This window comes from Leucobacter sp. L43 (assembly GCF_016597785.1).
Lineage (GTDB): Bacteria > Actinomycetota > Actinomycetes > Actinomycetales > Microbacteriaceae > Leucobacter > Leucobacter alluvii.
This window is the reverse complement of record NZ_JAENJG010000001.1, coordinates 1,926,109-1,942,870: the sequence shown is the minus strand read 5'-3', so window position 1 is coordinate 1,942,870 and position 16,762 is coordinate 1,926,109. Positions and strand designations below refer to the sequence as shown.

Genomic DNA, 16,762 nt, shown 5'->3' with positions numbered 1-16,762 from the left:
GCAGCAGCGTACGAGCGACCTCCGACGTTGTGATTATTCGCGCTCGGGGCACCGGCTCCGCACGAAATCGAGGATCATCGACGCCACGGGCTCTGGACTGCGGATGATCGCCTCATGCCCTCGCTTCGGGATCGGCTCGAACGTGCCGGCGGGGAGGGCGGACGCGACCTGACGCGCCCACTCGCGCGGGCTCACGCAATCGGTCTCTCCGCTGAGCACGAGCGCCGGCGCCTCGATGTCGGGGCAGATCTCCTCGAGGCGATGGGCGAGCATGAATCGGAGCTTGTTGAGGAACCAGCGGGGACTCGTCTTCACATACTCGCGAAGCCCGAGCAGCAGCACCCTGGGCGATTCCCCCACCAGATCCTGAGCCATGCGCAGGCCCTGCCGGATCGCGCTGCGCTCGCGCGGATTCACCGTTGGCGCGATGAGCACGAGGGCTTCGACGAGTTCGGGATGACGATAGGCCACTTCCGCGACGATCTGCGTGCCCATCGAGTGCCCGACGAGCACAGCGGGGCCGGTGGCGCGATCTCGCACGAACTGCGCGACGACTTCCGCGGTCTGCTCGAGCGTCGCTGCCGTGCCCGGCTCGGGCGAGTTGCCGAAGCCAGGAAGGTCGACCGCGAGCACCCGCCCTGCGGCAGCGAGCTTTCCGCTGATTCCGTCGAAGACGACCCGCCCCATCCCGATGCCGTGCACGAGAACGAACGTGCGGTGCATGGAGTCGGAGGGCGCGGTTGTCTCGCCGTACGACATCGCCACCGGGCCGAGGTCGTACGTGAGGTCGCGCGAGGTCATCAGTGCAGAATACCGTTCGTCGGCGCCCCGGTTGCTCGGTGCTCCGATTCGAGTCCGGTGAGGATGATGTCGAGCCCGCGTTCGAACGACGCGTCGAGTTCGAGGACCGGATCCGATGGCGCTCCGTTCGTTCCGCTCCGCTGACCGGCGCGCCCGCTCTCCGGCCCGATGAGCGCTCCCAGCGATGCCGCATGCCGATGGGTCTGCGTCGACTGCGCTTGCCCGAAGGTGTAGAAGAGCAGCGTGCGGGCCCCGTCGGCCCCGACCCACTCGGCGAGCCGCTGCTCGACCGCGGACGCGCCGAGCCTGAAGGCGGCTGCCGTCGCGACCACGTCTGCCCCGTCTCGCACGGCGAGCATCGCACTGCGCATCGCGAGGCATGCGTTCCGCGCGAGGGCCATTCCCGAGTGCCCTCCGCCGTTCTCGCCCGGGACGCCAGCGTCCCGCTCGCCCACCCCGTCGACGATGACATCGGCCATGAGCGCCAGCAGGCTCTGCTTGTTGGGCACGTGATGGTACAGAGCGCTCGGCTGCACGTCGAGCTCGGCTGCGACGCGGCGCATCGAGCATCCCTCGAGCCCGTTCTCGTCGAGTACGCGCAGTGCCGCGGAGACGACGTCGGCGAGCGTGTTGCGCATCCGCTCAGCCTAGCGCTAACCTGAACAGCGTTCACCAGAACACTGTTCAGGTTCGACCGCCGGCGGGATATCCGGGTCGCGCCGGCATCGACACCGCCGCAAGACGGCCAGACCACGGAGGCATCGTGACCGCTGCAGACCTCACCGCCGCACGACAGGAATCACCCAACGGCCCGCGTCGCCACGTCGCCACCGATCTCGCGCTCATCGCCACATTCGCGGCCCTCATCGCCGTGTGCTCGATCATCCCGGGCATCAGCCTCGGACCCGCGTCGATCACGCTGCAGACACTTGCGGTGATGCTCGCGGGCGCCGTACTCGGGGCGAACCGCGGCCTGCTCGCCGTGCTGCTCTTCATGGCGGTCGGCGCCGCGGGCCTTCCCGTGTTCAGCGGAGGATCAGCAGGGCTCGCGCCGTTCGCCGGCCCCACCGTCGGCTACCTCGTGAGCTTCCCGCTCGCAGCGTGGCTCATCGGCTTCATCGTCGAGCGGCTGCCGCGCCGCAAGGTCGCCACGAGCATCCCGCTCATCTTCGTCGCCGGACTGATCGCGAACCTCGTCTTCGTGCACACCCTCGGCCCGCTCGGCCTCGCTTGGCGCGCCGAAATGGGCATCGGGGCCGCGTTCGTCTTCGATCTCGCGTTCTGGCCGGGCGACCTGGTGAAAACGCTCATCGTCGCGATCGTCGCGACCGCCGTGCACCGGGCGTTCCCCGCCCTCCTCCCGCGACGATGACCGCCCTGGGAACGGGCTCCATCGCGAGCAGTTCGATCGAACTGCGGAACGTCGTCGTCTCGGCGCCGACCGCGAACGATGACGTCACGATCCTCCACCCCACCTCGCTCTCGCTCGGCGAGCACCGCATCTCCGTCATCGGCGGCAACGGTTCAGGCAAGTCGACGCTCGCGCGGCTCGTGAACGGGCTCGTCGAGCCGAGCGCCGGCACCGTGGGCATCGAGCTCGCCGAGGGCGGTGCCCGGCGCTCCCTCGACACGCGTCGCGACGGGGCAGCCGTGCGGCGAAACGTCGGCTTCGTCTTCACCGACCCTTCCGCGCAGCTCATCATGCCGACCGCCATCGAAGACGTCTCGCTCTCGCTCCGTCGCAGCCACCGAGACCGCGCGGCCCGGCAGGCGGCGGCATCGGCCGCCCTCGAGCGGTTCGGACTGCAGCACCTCGCCGACCACAGCGTGCACACCCTCTCCGGCGGCCAGAAGCAGCTGCTCGCCATCGCTTCGGTCCTCGCGACCGACCCGGCGATCCTCGTCGCCGACGAGCCCACGACCCTGCTCGACCTGCGCAATGCGCGCATGATCGGCGATCTCCTGATGTCACTGCCGCAACAGGTCGTCGTGGTGACCCACGACCTCGATCTCGCGGCTCGCGCCGACCGCACGCTCGTGGTCGACGCCGGCCGCATCGTCTTCGACGGTCACCCGGCAGCGGCGATCGCGCACTACCGGGACACGGTCTCGCAGTGACCGCGTCGTCGCCGCTGGGCGAGTACATCGCCCGCGAGGGGCCCCTGCACCGCGTGCGACCCGGCCTGAAACTCATCGGCCTCTTCGTCTTCGCGTGCGTCGTCATGGCGACGGGCGGCCCGATCTCGACCACGCTCGGGCTGCTCGCCGCCGTCGCGCTCGCGCTCATCGCGGGCCTGCGCGGACGGGAGTTCTGGCGAGCGGCACGGCGATTCTCGCTCATCGCCCTTCCACTGCTCGTATTCACCGCGGCGAGCGCGGCGTTCGGCCAGGACGGCGGCTGGGGGCCGGGAGGCGTCGAACTGCCGAACGCCGCTGCGTGGGCGTCGGGTTTCGCGCGGGGGTACTCCGTCATCGGCGACCTCTTCGCCCTCGTGCTCGTCGCGAGCGCGGTGACGGCGAGCACGGCGGTCGAGGACATGCTCGACACGATCATCCGAGCCCTCGGCCCGCTGCAACGCTTCGGCGCCAAACCGGAGCGCGCCGCACTCGCGTTCTCCCTGGTGATCCGCGCCATCCCCAGCATTCTCGGCATCGCTCGGGAAACGGCGTTCGCGGCGCGGGCGCGCGGCCTCGAACGGGACCCGCGGGCCCGCGTGGTGCCGCTCGTGCTGCGAACGGTGGCGCATGCGCAATCGACCGGGGAGGCCCTCGCCGCGCGGGGCATCGGCGAGGAATGAGCCCGTAGGCTAGAGCGCATGACCGAGCAGTCGCCGATTCCTGATGACGTGCACGCCGACTATGCGAACGAAGCGGTGCGCGAAGCGCTGACCGCGCTGCAGCAGCAGCCCGACTATGCGCACCTCGCGTCGTTCTTGACCGCTTTGCGCGACGGGTACCTGGTGGTCGACGTCACAGGTGCACCGTCGAAGAAGAAGGGGCACCGCGTGCGCATGATCCGGTCGACGACGGGTCAGCCCGTGCTGCCGATCTTCACCTCGATGGCCGAACTGCGCGCCGTGGCTCCGACGAGCCGCGGCGACCAGGTGAAGGGCGCGGTCATGCCGGCCCGCGATGCGCTCGCCCTCATCTCCAGCGACCGGTTCGTCGCAGCTGAGTTCGACAAGGCTTCGGCGTCACTCGTGCTGCTGCGCAAGTACGTCGCGCTCGCCGCCGGCGACGAGGAGATCACCGCCGAGCTGCTCGAGGGCATGAGATAAGGCGCCCCGACGTCACGCCGCGGGCTTCATGCCGAAGGCGCGCACGGCCTGCACGATGCCGAGCACGAGCATCGAGATGCCGAGCAGGAGCCAGAGCGTCACAGCGGCGAGCAGCGGGGTGACGATGAGCGTCGCACCCGCGAGGACGCTGATCACACCGTGAATGATGCTCCACGCGCGGTTCGGCGACTGCTTCACCGTGCTGAATGCGAGCACCCCCTCGAACAGCCAGAGCGCGCCGATGGTGACCGACAGGAAGATCGCGAGCAGAGCGGCCGTCGCACCGAGGTTCACGAGCATCACGACGCCGCCGATGACGTAGAGCAGGCCGAGCACGATGCGGCCCGTCCTCGCCCATCCGCCGATCATCCGGGTGAACACCGCCGTAGCGATGTACACGACGCCGACGACGAGGGCGTAGGCGGCCGCGAGTGCCGCGACGATCTGCATGGTCACGGCACCCGACTTCGCCGGGAAGAAGATGATGAGCAGGCCGAGCACGATGGCGATGAGCCCGCCGATGCCGAGCGCGGTTCGGATTCCGTCGCCCGGTGCGTGCCTGGCGGAAGTTTCAGTGGACATAGCGGCCTCCCCTACCCGAGGTGCGGAAACGCCGATCAGCGCTCCCTGAGCCCATTGTGGCCGAACATCACCTCGAGCACGAGCGTGCACCGAGCCGGATCTCGGCCCGGGCACGCCCATTCACCGCGTGTCGCCGTTGAATGTCCACTGCTCCCTCGGCACGCCTTCGACGGTCACCCACGTATCCGGCCGCTTGCCGTCGGGCCCGGTGCAGTACTCGGCCACCACGTCGTCGATGGCGACGGCGAGCCGCCTCGCCAGGTCCGGGTCCTGCTGCAGGCGGTGCTCGAACATTTTCACGTTCACCAGTGGCATCGTGCGCTCCTCACTCCCAGACCCGCGCGAAGCGGGCGTTCCGTTCGGCTCGAGCCGCGAGCGCCTCGTCCATCGTGACGGCCACGAAGCGCACTTTCGTACCCGGAGCCATGCGCGCGAAAAGGTCCATGTCGGCGCTGATCACCGTCGCCGCTTGCGCGTACCCGCCGCCCGAAACGGCATCGCAGTGCAGCACGATCGGCTGCGTGCCGCCGGGGATCTGGATCGAGCCGACCGCGTACCCCGCATCGGTGATGTTCGACGGGTCCTGCCCGGCGCCGAACGGCTGCTCCTCGCGCTTCCACTCCGCCCCCGGGCCGTCGAAGCGGAGCCCCATGCGGTCGGCGACCGGAGTCAGCGTCCAGTCCGCCCCCGTGAGATTGGCGAGCCCCTCCTCCGTGAGCTTGTGGTCGTACAGCCCGAGCATGATGCGGACGGCCACCTCGCGGTCGTACGTCGGCAGCAGATCCTCGGGAATCGATTCCATCACGGCCAGTTCGCGAGGCATCGCTTCGCCGACCGGCAGCACGTCTCCCGCCTGCACGGCGCGCCCCTCGAACCCGCCCAGCTTGCCGATGGGATAGGTGGATCGAGAGCCCAGCACGCGGGGAACGTCGATGCCTCCGGCCACCGAGACGAAGAACTTCGAACCACCGCGGAGCATGCCGAAGGAGAGCTCGTCTCCCGCTTCGAGCACGAGACGCGCGTTCTGCGGCGCGGGTTCACCGTTGACGAGCACCTCGACGGGCGCACCGGTGACGGCGATCACCACCCGGGCATCTGTCTTGAGCTGGGGTCCCAGGTAGGTGCATTCGAGCACGGCGGCATCAGCGGTGTTGCCGACGAGGCGGTTGCCGAGTGCCGCCGCGTACTGGTCCATCGCGCCGCCCTGCGGGATCCCGAAGCGGTAGTAGCCGAAGCGACCGCGATCCTGCACGGTCGTTGCGAGTCCGGGGGAAAGTACCTCAAGCGACATCGAGAGCCTCCAGGAGAGTGCGGTTGTACGCGTCGGGATCGGCGAGCGCTTCGGCCAGGGTGAAGCGCACCGGCGCCTGCTTGTACCGGTAGGTTCCGGCCTCGACCTCGGCCCGGATCTCGGCGTACTCGGCTTCGTCGATCGGACGGTACTTCACGATGTCTCCGGTGCGGAACAGCACCATGAAGTCGGCGAAGTCGGCGAGCTTCTGCTCCGGGTCGAAGATCGGGCTGGGGGTGATGCCGAGCATCTGGTATCCGCCGGCTCCGCGGACGGAGTAGTGCGCGGTGAAGCAGCCGCCGTACCCCAGTGTGAGCGGCGGCGTGTCGGTGCGCGGGCTCAGGTACTTTGGCACCTGCAGCTGCCGCTCCCTCGGGGTCAGCTGGAAGAGGAACGGGAGGCCGGCGACGAAGCCGACCATGGAGACCAGCCAGGGCGTCTCGTGGTGGCGCTGAATGAACTCGGCCGCGTTCGCGAGTCCGTTCACCTCGGCGCTGTAGTCGAGGTCGGACCCCTCCGGTCGTTGGTGGTAGCCCTCGCGGAACCGGGTCTCGGTCTCGCTCGTGAACGGGTCGTCGTACCAGACGGGAACCTCGATGATGCGGGTTTCCAGCTCCTGCACCGTCGCCTGCTTGACCTCCGCTTCGAGAGCTCGCACAGCGCGCTCGAGGGCGGCGTGCGGCAGTTCGTCCGGGTTGAAGCGGATGAGCAGTGATGCGTTCGCGGGGCAGATGTCGACGATGCCGTCGAGCTCCTGCTCTTCGAGTCCCGCTGCCATGGCGTTCGCGACGAAGTTCGCCTCGAGCGACATGTCGGGGGCGATTTCGACGAGCAGGAACTCGTCGCCGCCCCAGCTGTATCGCGCGTGCTCGGTGAGCGTCATGCGGATTCTCCTAACAGGCCGGGAACCGATTCGATGGTCGTCGTGTGATGCGTGGCCGAGCGGAAGTCGTCGAGGGCGACCAGCCGGCGCATGAGGGGCACCGTCGTGTTGATTCCTGCGATCTCCGTTTCATCGAGCACCCGAGCGGCGCGCGCGAGCGCGTGGTCGCGGTCGACGTCCCACACGATCAGCTTGCCGAGCAACGAGTCGTAGAACGGCACGACGGTCTGGCCCGCCCGGAATCCGAAGTCGGCGCGCACGCCCGGCCCGCCCGAGAGATCGAGCGATTCGATGCGGCCGGGGCTCGGCATGAAGTTGTTGTTCGGATCTTCGGCGTTGATGCGGAACTCGAAGGCGTGTCCGTCGAGACGGATATCCGCCTGGATGTACCCGAGCTTCTCACCCGCCGCGATGCGCAGTTGCTCGCGCACGAGATCGATGCCGGTGATGGCCTCGCTGATCGGGTGCTCCACCTGCAGTCGCGTGTTCATCTCGATGAAGGCGATCTCCTGACGCTCGGGATCGTACAGGAACTCGACGGTGCCGGCGCCGGTGTAGGCCGTCTGACGCGCGAGCTGGACCGAGGTCGCGCGCATCAGCTCGCGCAGATCGTCCGGGAGCCCGGGGGCCGGAGCCTCTTCGATGACTTTCTGCTGCCGACGCTGCATCGAGCAGTCGCGATCGCCGAGGTGCACCCAGCTCTCGCCGTCGCCGAAGATCTGCACCTCGACGTGCCGCGCGTGCGTCACGAAGCGTTCGAAGTACACGTCGCTCGAGTTGAATGCTGCGAGCGCCTCGGCCTGCGCGACCTCCACCGTGCTCCGGAGATCGGCGCGGGCATTGATGCGACGGATCCCCCGGCCCCCTCCGCCCGCGGATGCCTTCACGACCAGCGGATAGCCGATGCCCTCTGCGAGCGCTTCGAGATCCCCTGAGACGTCGAGCACTCCGTCCGTGCCGGCGAGCACGGGCACCCCGGCCTCGATGGCGGCCTGGCGTGCGCGCGCCTTGTCTCCCATCAGGTCGATCGAATCCGGGTTCGGGCCGACCCAGATGAGGCCCGCCTCCTGCACCTTGCGCGCGAATCCCGCGTTCTCGGAGAGGAACCCGTATCCGGGGTGCACTGCGTCGGCGCCGGTGTCGACGGCGGCGGCGATCACCGCGTCCTGGTTGAGGTAGCTGAGCCCGGCGGGAGCGGGGCCGATGACCACGCATGCGTCGGCGTACCGTGCCGCGTCCGACTCCCGGTCGGCCTCGCTCGCCACCGCGACGGTCGCGATGCCCATCTCCTTCGCCGCTCGGATGATCCGCACAGCAATCTCGCCGCGGTTCGCGATCAACAGTTTCTTCAAGGTGTGTCCTTCACTCGATTCGGAGGTCTTCGGTGGACGAGCGGCGGCTGTCAGTCGATCGTCGCGATGACGTCGCCCGGGCCGACCATGCCGAGATCCTCGACCGCGAAGGATGCCAGCACGCCGGCGGTGTCGCTGCGCACCTCGGTGAACTGCTTCATGATCTCGATGACGCCGACGGTCTGACCGGCTTCGACCGAGTCGCCCTCCTCGACGAACGGATCCTTGTCGGGGGCGGGGCGGCGATAGAAGATGCCGGGAATGGGGGCGATGATCTGTGAACTCATGGAATCTGCTTTCTTCAGGGGATCGAGGAGGGGTCGCGGCGGAACCGTGGGGTCGCGGCGTCGCCGGTGGGCGGCGGCCGAGTGGCGGCGCGCGGCTACCCGTCGACCACGGCGCGCACGGCCGTCGCCACTTCGACGGCGTTCGGGGTGTCCGAGTGCACGCAGATGCTGCCGAACGAGATCGGAAGCTCGGTGCCGTCGATCGCCAGGATGGTTCCGGTATCGAGCGCGCGACGTGCCCGTTCCGACGCCGCGACGATGTTCGTCTCGTGCGGCTGCCGCAGGATGATCAGCCCTCCGTCGGCGTTGTAGTCGAGGTCGACGTACAACTCGCCGACGAATTCGACGCCCTCGCGCTCCGCGACGCGCTGATGCGCGGAACCCGCGATCCCGAACACGGGAACGCCGAAGTCGCGCGCGACCTTGACGGCGCCGAGCATGAGCGCCTCATCGCGCGCGAGCATCCCGTAGAGCGACCCGTGAGGCTTGATGTGGTTGAGAGGCAGGTCGTACTTCCGCAGGAATCCGGCGAGGGCGCCGACCTGGTACCGAATGAGGCTCTCCACCTCGTCGGGCGTGAGCTTCATCTCCCGGCGTCCGAACCCGACGAGATCGGGGAGCCCGGGGTGGGCGCCGACGCGAACGCCGTGCTGCTGCGCGAGCGCCACCGTCGCATCCATGGTTCCCGGATCGCCCGAGTGGAAGCCGCACGCGACGTTCGCGACGTCGATGAGCGACATGAGGGCCGGGTCGTTGCCGAAGGTGTGGAGACCGAAGGCCTCGCCCATATCCGAGTTCACCGAAACCGAGTCACTTCGCTGTGATGTCATAGCCCCCAAGCTACGCGGAGCGTCAAGCGAACGTTATTATGCAGTTGCAAGAAATTTCTGATGTGATTTGTGCAAGCGCGAGAGGATGCCCGATGCGCGTCGCCGACCTGCTGACCGAGCACTCCCTGCAACTGCGGCTGGAGACGCCGACCGGACCCGACCGACTGAGCCAGGAGATCGTGCGCTGCGCGCCGACCGAGCACCTGGATCCGACCCCGTTTCTCGACGCCAACGTGCTGCTCCTGACCTCGGGGATCGGCATGAACTTCTCGGAGGAGAGCATCTGGGACGGCTACGTGGAGCGGCTCACCCGCGTGCCGGTCGCCGCACTGGCGTTCGCGGTCGGCGCCGCGCACGATTCGCTGCCCAAAGGCCTGATCACGGCCTGCACGGCTCACGACCTGCCGCTGCTCGAAGTGCCGACCACCGTCCCCCTCCTCAAGATCGATCAGCACGTCGAGGGCATGCTGCAGGCGGAGCGCATCGCCCTGCTCGACCGCGGCTGGCTGCTCGCCGACGAATGCGCGCGCCTCGCCAGCCAGGGCGCGGAGATCTCGACGCTGCTCGCGGCCATGTACGCCGCGCTCGAGCTCCCCATCGCCGTGTACGACGCGTTCGATTCGCTCATCGCGCAGTACCCGGAGACGGTGACGTGGCGCACGGGCGCCGCACGAGCGTCGCAGCCGGACACCGTCACCGTGCCGCTGCCGATGGGCCTCAGCAACTCCTGCCAGCTCGCGGTGCGGCTCTACGGCTCATCCGCGGAGGTCGAGGCGCTCCTCGCCCCGGTCACCTCGATCCTCGCCCTGCAGCTGAACCGTTCGGTCGTGGTTGATGCGAGCAGCCACCAGGACATGCTGCGTTTCGTGAACCGGTGCGTCGCCTGGTCGGAGTCGACGCGGAGCGACGTGGCGAACGCGTTCCACGAACTCGGGCTGAGCCGACGCGCCGAGACGACACTGCTCGTCGCCGACATGAGCGGTGAGCATGCCGCAGCAGCCTGGAAGCTCCGCGTCGCACTGCACGACACGTTCCACGACGTTCGCGTCGCCGAACTCGATGAGCAGCTCATCGCCTTGGCCCAGTTCCCGCGGGAGGCGTTCGACGAGGTCTCGAAACGACTGCTCGGAATCGAGCCGGTGCTGCCGCTCGTGCTGCGCGGGCCGGCCCGCACGATCGACGAGCTGCGGATCGCACTCGTCCATGCGCTCAACCTGATCCGGCACGTGTCGGCTCCCGTGCTGGCGCCCGTGCTCGGCCTCAGCGCGGTCGTGGCCGCCGCAGCCGGGCGGGGGGCCCGTGAGGCGGCGGAGCGATTTCTCGCCCCCCTGCTCGATCACGACGAGCACCGCGCGACCGAGTTGCTGCCGACGCTGCGGATCTGGCTGCGCAACGACGCTCAGCCGTCGCGAACCTGCGAGGAGCTCTACATCCATCGCAATTCGCTGAGCTACCGGCTGCGCCGCATCGAGGAGCTGCTCGGCATCTCGCTCGACACGCTCGACGGCCGCGCCACGTGCCTCATGGCGCTGCGGCTGGTGGAGATCGAGCCGTACTAGCCGCTCCTTCCGGACGCACACGGGGAGCGCGTGCCGCACTGCGCATCTCTGTCGCAGCACGGCACGCGCTCTCCGAGTCGAACTCCCGGGAGTCAGGATCCCGCGATGCTCAGGCTCCGACCACCTTGATCAGGCCGGTGCGGCTCACCGGGTTGGTCTTCCACAGGATCCCGTAGACGAGCGCCGCGGAGACCGCCGTGAGGATCGGCCCCCAGGTCGCGCCGATGCCGGCGAGGTCTGGGTTGAACGTGCCGAGTTGCAGCATCACGATGCCGACGAGCGTCGCCACCACCCAGGCGATCAGACCGTTGTTGTTGAACGCCTTGTAGTGCTGGTCGCCGATCGCCGAGTGCTCCTCGTTCTGCCAGCGACCGAGCAGGATGTGGGTCAGCGCGATCGCGACCCAGGCCGTGACGAGCACGCCCTGCCAGGCGAGTGCGATGAGCAGGTACTCCACGACGGGCAGCAGCATGAAGAGGAAGATGATGACGGACGACAGCAGCACCCACACGATGTTCGGCATGTTGATCTTGAACACCTTCTCCCCGAACGCCCGCAGGTTCGCGGCGCCGAGGAAGTAGTTCGCGGTGTTGATGCGGGTCTGCGTCGCGATCACGACGATCAGGCCCAGGATGCCCATGAGGCTCACGAGGCCGCCGGCGAGACCGGTTTCCGAGGCTTCGAGCCCGGGGATCGTGAAGGTCAGGAAGATGCCGACGAACGCCGAGAATCCGTAGGCGAGCACGTAGAACAACGGGCCGAAGGTGACGCGCTGGTGGTACGCGATGTCCTTGCGCTTGCCGAGCGAGGCGAAGTCCATGGTGAACATCATCATGATCCAGACGCCCATGTACCCGGCGAAGGTCGCCAGCCAGCCGGGGCCGCCCATCGACAGCGGGACGGGAACGTCGGGCGCCTGCGTGAGCCACGTATCCGTGAACCCGTACTGCACCCCCGCCCAGATCACGGCGGCCACGAGCCCGAAGAAGTAGATCGGCATCAGAATGCCGTTGATCTTGTCGAGGAAGCGTCGCACTCCGCCGATGATGAGCGGTGTCGAGTAGACGACGACGACGAGGCTCCACACCCACATCTCGCCGCCGAACGCGGTCATGAACGCGTAGGCCACGATGGAGCCCTCGAAGACCGCGTAGTAGATCGCGATGAGCGCGAAGATGATCATCGCGATGGCCGACCCGGCGTTGCCGAGGATCGTCCGCGAGAACTGGGCGACCGTTGTGCGGTTGTTGATCGCGTAGCGCGACAGCACGCTGTTGATGAGGCCGTAGGCGATGATCGTCAGCACGATGCCGATGATCGCGTTCACCGTGCCGTACGCCGAAGCCATCGCGGCGCCGATGTAGACGAAGAAGAAGGCGCTCGCCGTGCCGTACCACGCCATCGTCAATCGGCCACGGCTCATCTGGTCTTGGTCGTCGCCTGTTCGGGCGAGTGCATCGGTCGCTTCGACGTCGTCGTTGCTCCCGGTGAGGTTGATTGTCACGGTCCGTACCTCCATTGGTATTGGGTGTGAGTGGGCGTCGCCATCTCATTGTGATAAGTCGAGACCCGATGAAGTACTGTGCAGGAGCCGGAAGGGCCGGGACATTCTCTGGCATTTGCACAAACCGCAACGAGCGGCGTGCCCCATCGAATACCGGCCCTTCCCTCCCCTCCGGGATCAGACGCGCCGCAGCAGCGCGCTAGGCAGCCCAGTGCGAGGCGGATCGCCGCACCATCTGCTCCCGGTGCTGTCGCGTGGTCTCGACGAAGAGCTCGCCGGTGCCCCAGTCGAGAATCACGCCGTGCCGCCGAATGACATCGAGCAGATCGATCTCCCCGGCGCGGTACTGCTCGGCGATGCGCTCGGGGTCCTCCTCGAGCCACCCCCGGCGATGCGTGCGGATGTGCGCTCGCTGCTCGGCGGTGCGCTCCCGATCGATCTCGTACTGGTCGAGATCGGGATCGATCGGGATGACGACGACGCCGTAATCGGCCGCTGCTCGCTCGATCGAGACGTAGTCGTCGATCACGTCTTCCAGCACCTCATCCGGCGTGCGATCGAGGGGATCTCCGAAGCCGCCCCCGCCCGCCGAAGGCCGGTAGAAGGTGTCGCCCGGCTGCACCGGGACCGAGGAGAAGATGGAGCCGAGGAACCGTTCGTTCTCGGTGTCGCGATTGAGCCAGACGCCGTGCGGGATCGATGGCAGGCCGCCCTCGATGCCCCACGTGATGGAGCGTGCGCGGTCGCAGCAGTAGCTCATCACCGAGGCGTCAGCATCGGTGAGCGTTCCGCCCTTCTCGACGCCGCACCCGCCGCGGAACCGGCCTGGGCCGCCTGAATCGGTGCCGATGCGGTGCATGGTGGTGAGGACCGGGGTGAGTCGTTCCTGACCCTCGCACGCCTGCACCGCGAGCCCGACGCCGAACACTGGCGCCGTCGCCGTCGAACCGTCTTTGGAGGAGCGGCCGCCCCAGCCGCCGGCCATCCAGTCGTACCACATGAAGTACGGGTTCTCCTCGCGTCGGGAGTCGCGCCCGCCCACGAGCAGATACTCGAGGTTAAAGGCGCACGCCATCGCCCGCTCCGGCATGATCTGCGACCAGATCTCGAAGATCCCGTTCATCAGCTTCTCGTACGGCCCGGAGCAGAAGCCGGTCACGGCGTGCGGCCAGCCGGCGTTCACCACCGTGCCCTCCGGCCCGATCTCCGCCGTGACCGCCGCGTAGAAACCGGAGTTCAGCGGCACATCGGGGAAGAACGTCTTCGTGCCGGCGTAGATCGCGGAGAATGTCGTGCCGTAGCCGGAGTTCAAGAAGGTGTCGACGACGCCGGCGCTGCCCTCCAGGTCGTAGTGGATCCCTTCCCCATCGAGCGTCATGACGATCTTCACCGGCACGAGCCCCTCGGCTTTGCCGGGATCGAGGTCGAGGTAGTCGACGGTCTCCCACCGGCCGCGGGGCAGGTCGGCCAGACGGCGCCGCACGGTCCGCTCCACGTAGTCCTGCGTCTCCTGCATCGCGAGTTCGACGGTCTCGGTGCCGTACCGTTCGACGAGCCGCAGCACCTCCCGTTCGCAGACCGCCGTGGCCTCCGATTGAGCGTGCAGGTCGCCGAGCGCCTGCTCGGGCGCGCGGGTGTTCGCGACGAGCAGCTGCGCGACATCGTGCAGGAAGACGCCCTTCGACCACACGCGGATCGGGGGGATGCGCAGCCCCTCCCCGAAGTGCTCGGACGCCGAGACGTCGAAGGAGCCCGGCACCTTCCCGCCGATGTCGGCCCAGTGACCCTTGTTCTGCGCGAAGGCGATGATGCGCCCCTGGGAGAACACGGGACGCACGAAGGAGACGTCGTTGAAGTGCGTGCCGCCGCGATAGGGGTCGTTGATCGCGAACACATCGCCGGGGTGGATGTCTCCGTCGAACTGCTCGATCACCGCCTTCGCCTGGAAGTGAAGGGTGCCGACGTGCACCGCGATGTCGCCGGAGCCCTGCATCACGGTGTTGCCGCGCGCATCGCAGAGCGCGGAGGAGAAGTCCCGCGAGTAGATGACGAACGAATAGCACGTGCGGAGGATCTGCTCGCTCATCAAGTCGACGCTCGTGGCGAAGGCGTTCTTCAGCACCTCGAAGGTCACCGGGTCGAGGGTGGTGCTCCGGGCGGGTGCGGCGCCCGTCGCCGGCGCCTGGATCAGGGTGTCGCTCATGAGTTGATCTCCTCGAGGTGGATGCGGATGTTGAGCCATTCGTCGATCTCCGCGTTCGTGTGCGGGGGCACGACGGTGGTCGAGTCGAGCTGGTTGATGATGGCGGGCCCGCTGAACACGGTCCCTGCGGCGAGCGCGTCGCGATCGTAGACCGGCGTATCGAGCCAGCCGTCGGACCCGAAGTAGACGTCGCGGCGATCCTCCGGCTCACCCGGAGCCTGTTCGACCACCTCCGCCGGCCTGAACGACGGCTTCGGGATCTTGCCGACGGCCGTCAGGTGGAGTTGATACACCTCGACCGGCGCGTCATCCTGCCGGAACGCGAACTCCCGCTCGTACTGCTCGTGGAACGTGCGCACCGCCTGCTCAACGGCGCCCGGACCCGAGCCCATCGGCACCTGGAGCGACCGCCATTGCCCCTGGTACCGCATCGAGATCTTGCGCTGCAGCAGCCCGTCCGCTTCGGCGACGCCCTCGTGGCGCAGGCGGGCCGACGCCTCGTTCTCGAGTGCGACGAACTCCTGCTCGATGCCCTCCTCATCAGCCCCCGAGGCGAGACCGGTGTACATATGCGCGAAGTCGTGCTGAATGTCGACGAGCAGGCACCCCATGGCGGAGGTCACGCCGGGACTGGGCGGGACGACGACCGTCGGGATCCCGAGCTCTCTGGCCACGTCGGCACCGTGCAGCGCTCCGGCGCCCCCGAAGGCGAGCAGGGCGAAGTCGCGGGGGTCGTACCCGCGTCGGATCGAGACCAACCGCACCGCGTCGGCCATATTGGCGTTCGCAACAGCGACGATCGCGTGGGCCGCCTCTGCGAGCTCCATGCCCAGCGGCTCGGCGATCGCGCGGGTGATCGCGGCCTCGGCGAGCGATTTCTGCAGGTGCTTCGCGCCACCGGCGAGCGACGTGCCGAGCCGGCCGAGTACGACGTTGGCGTCCGTGTTCGTGGGTGCGTCGCCGCCCGTGTCGTAGCACGCCGGGCCGGGGTCGGCCCCGGCGGACTGCGGGCCGTTGCGCAGCGAGCCGGCGATGTCGATGTGCGCGAGCGAGCCGCCGCCCGCGCCGATGGTGAGCACCTCGATCGAGGGGAAGATGATCGGGTGGCCGTACTCGACCTGCCACTCCTGGGAGACGCGCAGTTCGCCGTCCGCGACGAGCGCGATGTCGGTGGACGTTCCGCCCATGTCGAGGCTCACCGCGTTGTCGTACCCGCACTGCTGCGCGATGTGCTTCGCCGAGATCGCTCCGGCTGCGATGCCGGAGGCGGCGAGCCGCACCGGGAACTTCTCGACGAGTCGGGGCGTCATGGAGCCGCCGCCCGAGTGGAGGAGCAGGAGATCGCCCCGGTAGCCGCCGTCGGTGAGGCGCGCGGCCAGGCGGTTCACGTACCCCGAGACGAGGGGGGCCAGCACGGCGTTCGCGACGGCGGTGTTGAACCTCGGGTATTCGAAGATCTCGGGGAGCACCTCGGCCGATGTTGAGACGGTCGCATCGGGAATGGTCTCCTCGATGATCTCCCGCATGCGGGTCTCGTGAGCGGCGTTCGCGTAGGAGTTGAGGAAGCACACGGCGATGGTCTTCACCCCGCGGCGATGCAGCAGCTCGGCGAGTGCGCGCGCCTCGCCCTCGTCGAGGGCGGTGATGGTGTGGCCGTTGTAGTCGATGCGTTCTGTGACCTCGAAGCGATCCCGGCGCCTGATGTACGGTTCCGAGACGTCGTTGTACGCGTCCCAGAGATCGTCTTTCGTGCCGTCCCGGATTTCGAGTACGTCGCGGAACCCGCGGGTGGTGACGAGAGCGGCGGCCGGGAAGTTCCGGGTGATGAGGGCGTTCGTCGCGACGGTCGTGCCGTGCGAGAACTGGACGACCTGCGACAGATCGATCTCTCCGCGAGCGACGCCGTGCATCACCGCCTCCATCGGATCGCTCGGCGTCGAGGGGACCTTCGTGATGCGCATCTGCTGCGTATCGTCATCGAAGATGCACACATCGGTGAACGTGCCTCCGACGTCGACTGCGACACGGACATGGTTCATGGGCTCCTCCTGGAGTTCATCGTTGAGTTCCGGATGCCTCAACCTTGCTGCGCCTCGTCGCCGGGGTCACTAGAGAATACGAAGCTTTCAGAGCGCCCTCTTGTAGAATCTCCAAAAATCGCATCGAAACCCTCCCCGAAATCTCCCGTTCAC

At 68.0% G+C, this 16,762-nt stretch carries 17 protein-coding genes; 5 read left to right on the top strand and 12 right to left on the bottom strand.

What is annotated here, in order from left to right; genetic code table 11:
- Positions 1–33: 33 nt before the first annotated feature.
- Positions 34–801, bottom strand: coding sequence for an alpha/beta fold hydrolase (locus JE033_RS09070; protein WP_090145556.1), 768 nt, complete (start codon positions 799–801; stop codon positions 34–36).
- Positions 801–1,439: a TetR family transcriptional regulator gene (locus tag JE033_RS09065; RefSeq protein ID WP_200330890.1), complete on the bottom strand. Its 639-nt coding sequence runs from the start codon at positions 1,437–1,439 to the stop codon at positions 801–803. Before JE033_RS09065 ends, JE033_RS09070 begins: the two co-directional genes overlap by 1 nt.
- A 125-nt stretch (positions 1,440–1,564) precedes the next feature.
- Between JE033_RS09065 and JE033_RS14790 the strand changes: the two genes are divergently transcribed.
- Genes JE033_RS14790 through JE033_RS09045 form a run of 4 tightly spaced genes read left to right on the top strand, consistent with a single transcriptional unit; the run spans position 1,565 to position 4,079 of the window.
- The gene (locus tag JE033_RS14790; protein WP_200330888.1) at positions 1,565–2,173 is read left to right on the top strand and encodes a biotin transporter BioY; all 609 of its coding nucleotides are present in this window, start codon (positions 1,565–1,567) and stop codon (positions 2,171–2,173) included.
- Positions 2,170–2,919 carry an energy-coupling factor ABC transporter ATP-binding protein gene (locus JE033_RS09055; protein WP_090145564.1) on the top strand — a complete coding sequence of 250 codons (750 nt, stop codon included), beginning with the start codon at positions 2,170–2,172 and terminating at the stop codon, positions 2,917–2,919. Before JE033_RS14790 ends, JE033_RS09055 begins: the two co-directional genes overlap by 4 nt.
- Complete coding sequence (locus JE033_RS09050; protein WP_200330886.1) at positions 2,916–3,599, top strand: energy-coupling factor transporter transmembrane component T; 684 nt, start codon at positions 2,916–2,918, stop codon at positions 3,597–3,599. The genes JE033_RS09055 and JE033_RS09050 overlap by 4 nt, the downstream gene beginning before the upstream one ends.
- Before the next feature lie 18 nt (positions 3,600–3,617).
- Complete coding sequence (locus JE033_RS09045) at positions 3,618–4,079, top strand: SseB family protein (protein ID WP_200330885.1); 462 nt, start codon at positions 3,618–3,620, stop codon at positions 4,077–4,079.
- A 12-nt stretch (positions 4,080–4,091) separates the two neighbouring features.
- Here JE033_RS09045 and JE033_RS09040 read toward each other — a convergent pair whose 3' ends face one another.
- The 7 genes from JE033_RS09040 to pxpA all read right to left on the bottom strand — a co-directional run bounded on the left by JE033_RS09040 (position 4,092) and on the right by pxpA (position 9,304).
- Positions 4,092–4,661 (bottom strand): HdeD family acid-resistance protein, encoded by a 570-nt coding sequence (locus tag JE033_RS09040; RefSeq protein WP_200330883.1) that lies wholly within the window; start codon positions 4,659–4,661, stop codon positions 4,092–4,094.
- Positions 4,662–4,781: 120 nt separating this feature from the next.
- Positions 4,782–4,976 carry a tautomerase family protein gene (locus JE033_RS09035; protein WP_090145576.1) on the bottom strand — a complete coding sequence of 65 codons (195 nt, stop codon included), beginning with the start codon at positions 4,974–4,976 and terminating at the stop codon, positions 4,782–4,784.
- Between the two features lie 10 nt (positions 4,977–4,986).
- Positions 4,987–5,952 (bottom strand): biotin-dependent carboxyltransferase family protein, encoded by a 966-nt coding sequence (locus tag JE033_RS09030; RefSeq protein WP_200330881.1) that lies wholly within the window; start codon positions 5,950–5,952, stop codon positions 4,987–4,989.
- Positions 5,942–6,835 carry an allophanate hydrolase subunit 1 gene (locus tag JE033_RS09025; RefSeq protein WP_200330879.1) on the bottom strand — a complete coding sequence of 298 codons (894 nt, stop codon included), beginning with the start codon at positions 6,833–6,835 and terminating at the stop codon, positions 5,942–5,944. The genes JE033_RS09030 and JE033_RS09025 overlap by 11 nt, the downstream gene beginning before the upstream one ends.
- Positions 6,832–8,187 carry an acetyl/propionyl/methylcrotonyl-CoA carboxylase subunit alpha gene (locus JE033_RS09020; protein ID WP_200330877.1) on the bottom strand — a complete coding sequence of 452 codons (1,356 nt, stop codon included), beginning with the start codon at positions 8,185–8,187 and terminating at the stop codon, positions 6,832–6,834. Before JE033_RS09020 ends, JE033_RS09025 begins: the two co-directional genes overlap by 4 nt.
- Positions 8,188–8,237: 50 nt before the next feature.
- Positions 8,238–8,474 carry an acetyl-CoA carboxylase gene (locus tag JE033_RS09015; protein ID WP_090145587.1) on the bottom strand — a complete coding sequence of 79 codons (237 nt, stop codon included), beginning with the start codon at positions 8,472–8,474 and terminating at the stop codon, positions 8,238–8,240.
- Between the two features lie 95 nt (positions 8,475–8,569).
- Positions 8,570–9,304, bottom strand: coding sequence for a 5-oxoprolinase subunit PxpA (pxpA, locus tag JE033_RS09010; protein ID WP_090145589.1), 735 nt, complete (start codon positions 9,302–9,304; stop codon positions 8,570–8,572).
- A gap of 92 nt (positions 9,305–9,396) precedes the next feature.
- On the opposite strand from pxpA, the gene JE033_RS09005 reads away from it, so the two are divergent.
- A complete protein-coding gene (locus tag JE033_RS09005) occupies positions 9,397–10,863 on the top strand; it encodes a PucR family transcriptional regulator (protein WP_176698232.1) in 1,467 nt (488 codons plus the stop codon).
- A gap of 109 nt (positions 10,864–10,972) precedes the next feature.
- Here the strand turns inward: JE033_RS09005 and JE033_RS09000 are convergent, their stop codons facing one another.
- The 3 genes from JE033_RS09000 to JE033_RS08990 form a co-directional block, all read right to left on the bottom strand.
- Positions 10,973–12,367 (bottom strand): permease, encoded by a 1,395-nt coding sequence (locus JE033_RS09000; RefSeq protein WP_090147237.1) that lies wholly within the window; start codon positions 12,365–12,367, stop codon positions 10,973–10,975.
- Positions 12,368–12,566: 199 nt separating this feature from the next.
- The gene (locus JE033_RS08995) at positions 12,567–14,570 is read right to left on the bottom strand and encodes a hydantoinase B/oxoprolinase family protein (RefSeq protein WP_090145595.1); all 2,004 of its coding nucleotides are present in this window, start codon (positions 14,568–14,570) and stop codon (positions 12,567–12,569) included.
- Positions 14,567–16,609 (bottom strand): hydantoinase/oxoprolinase family protein, encoded by a 2,043-nt coding sequence (locus JE033_RS08990; RefSeq protein ID WP_090145598.1) that lies wholly within the window; start codon positions 16,607–16,609, stop codon positions 14,567–14,569. The genes JE033_RS08995 and JE033_RS08990 overlap by 4 nt, the downstream gene beginning before the upstream one ends.
- Positions 16,610–16,762: the final 153 nt, after the last annotated feature.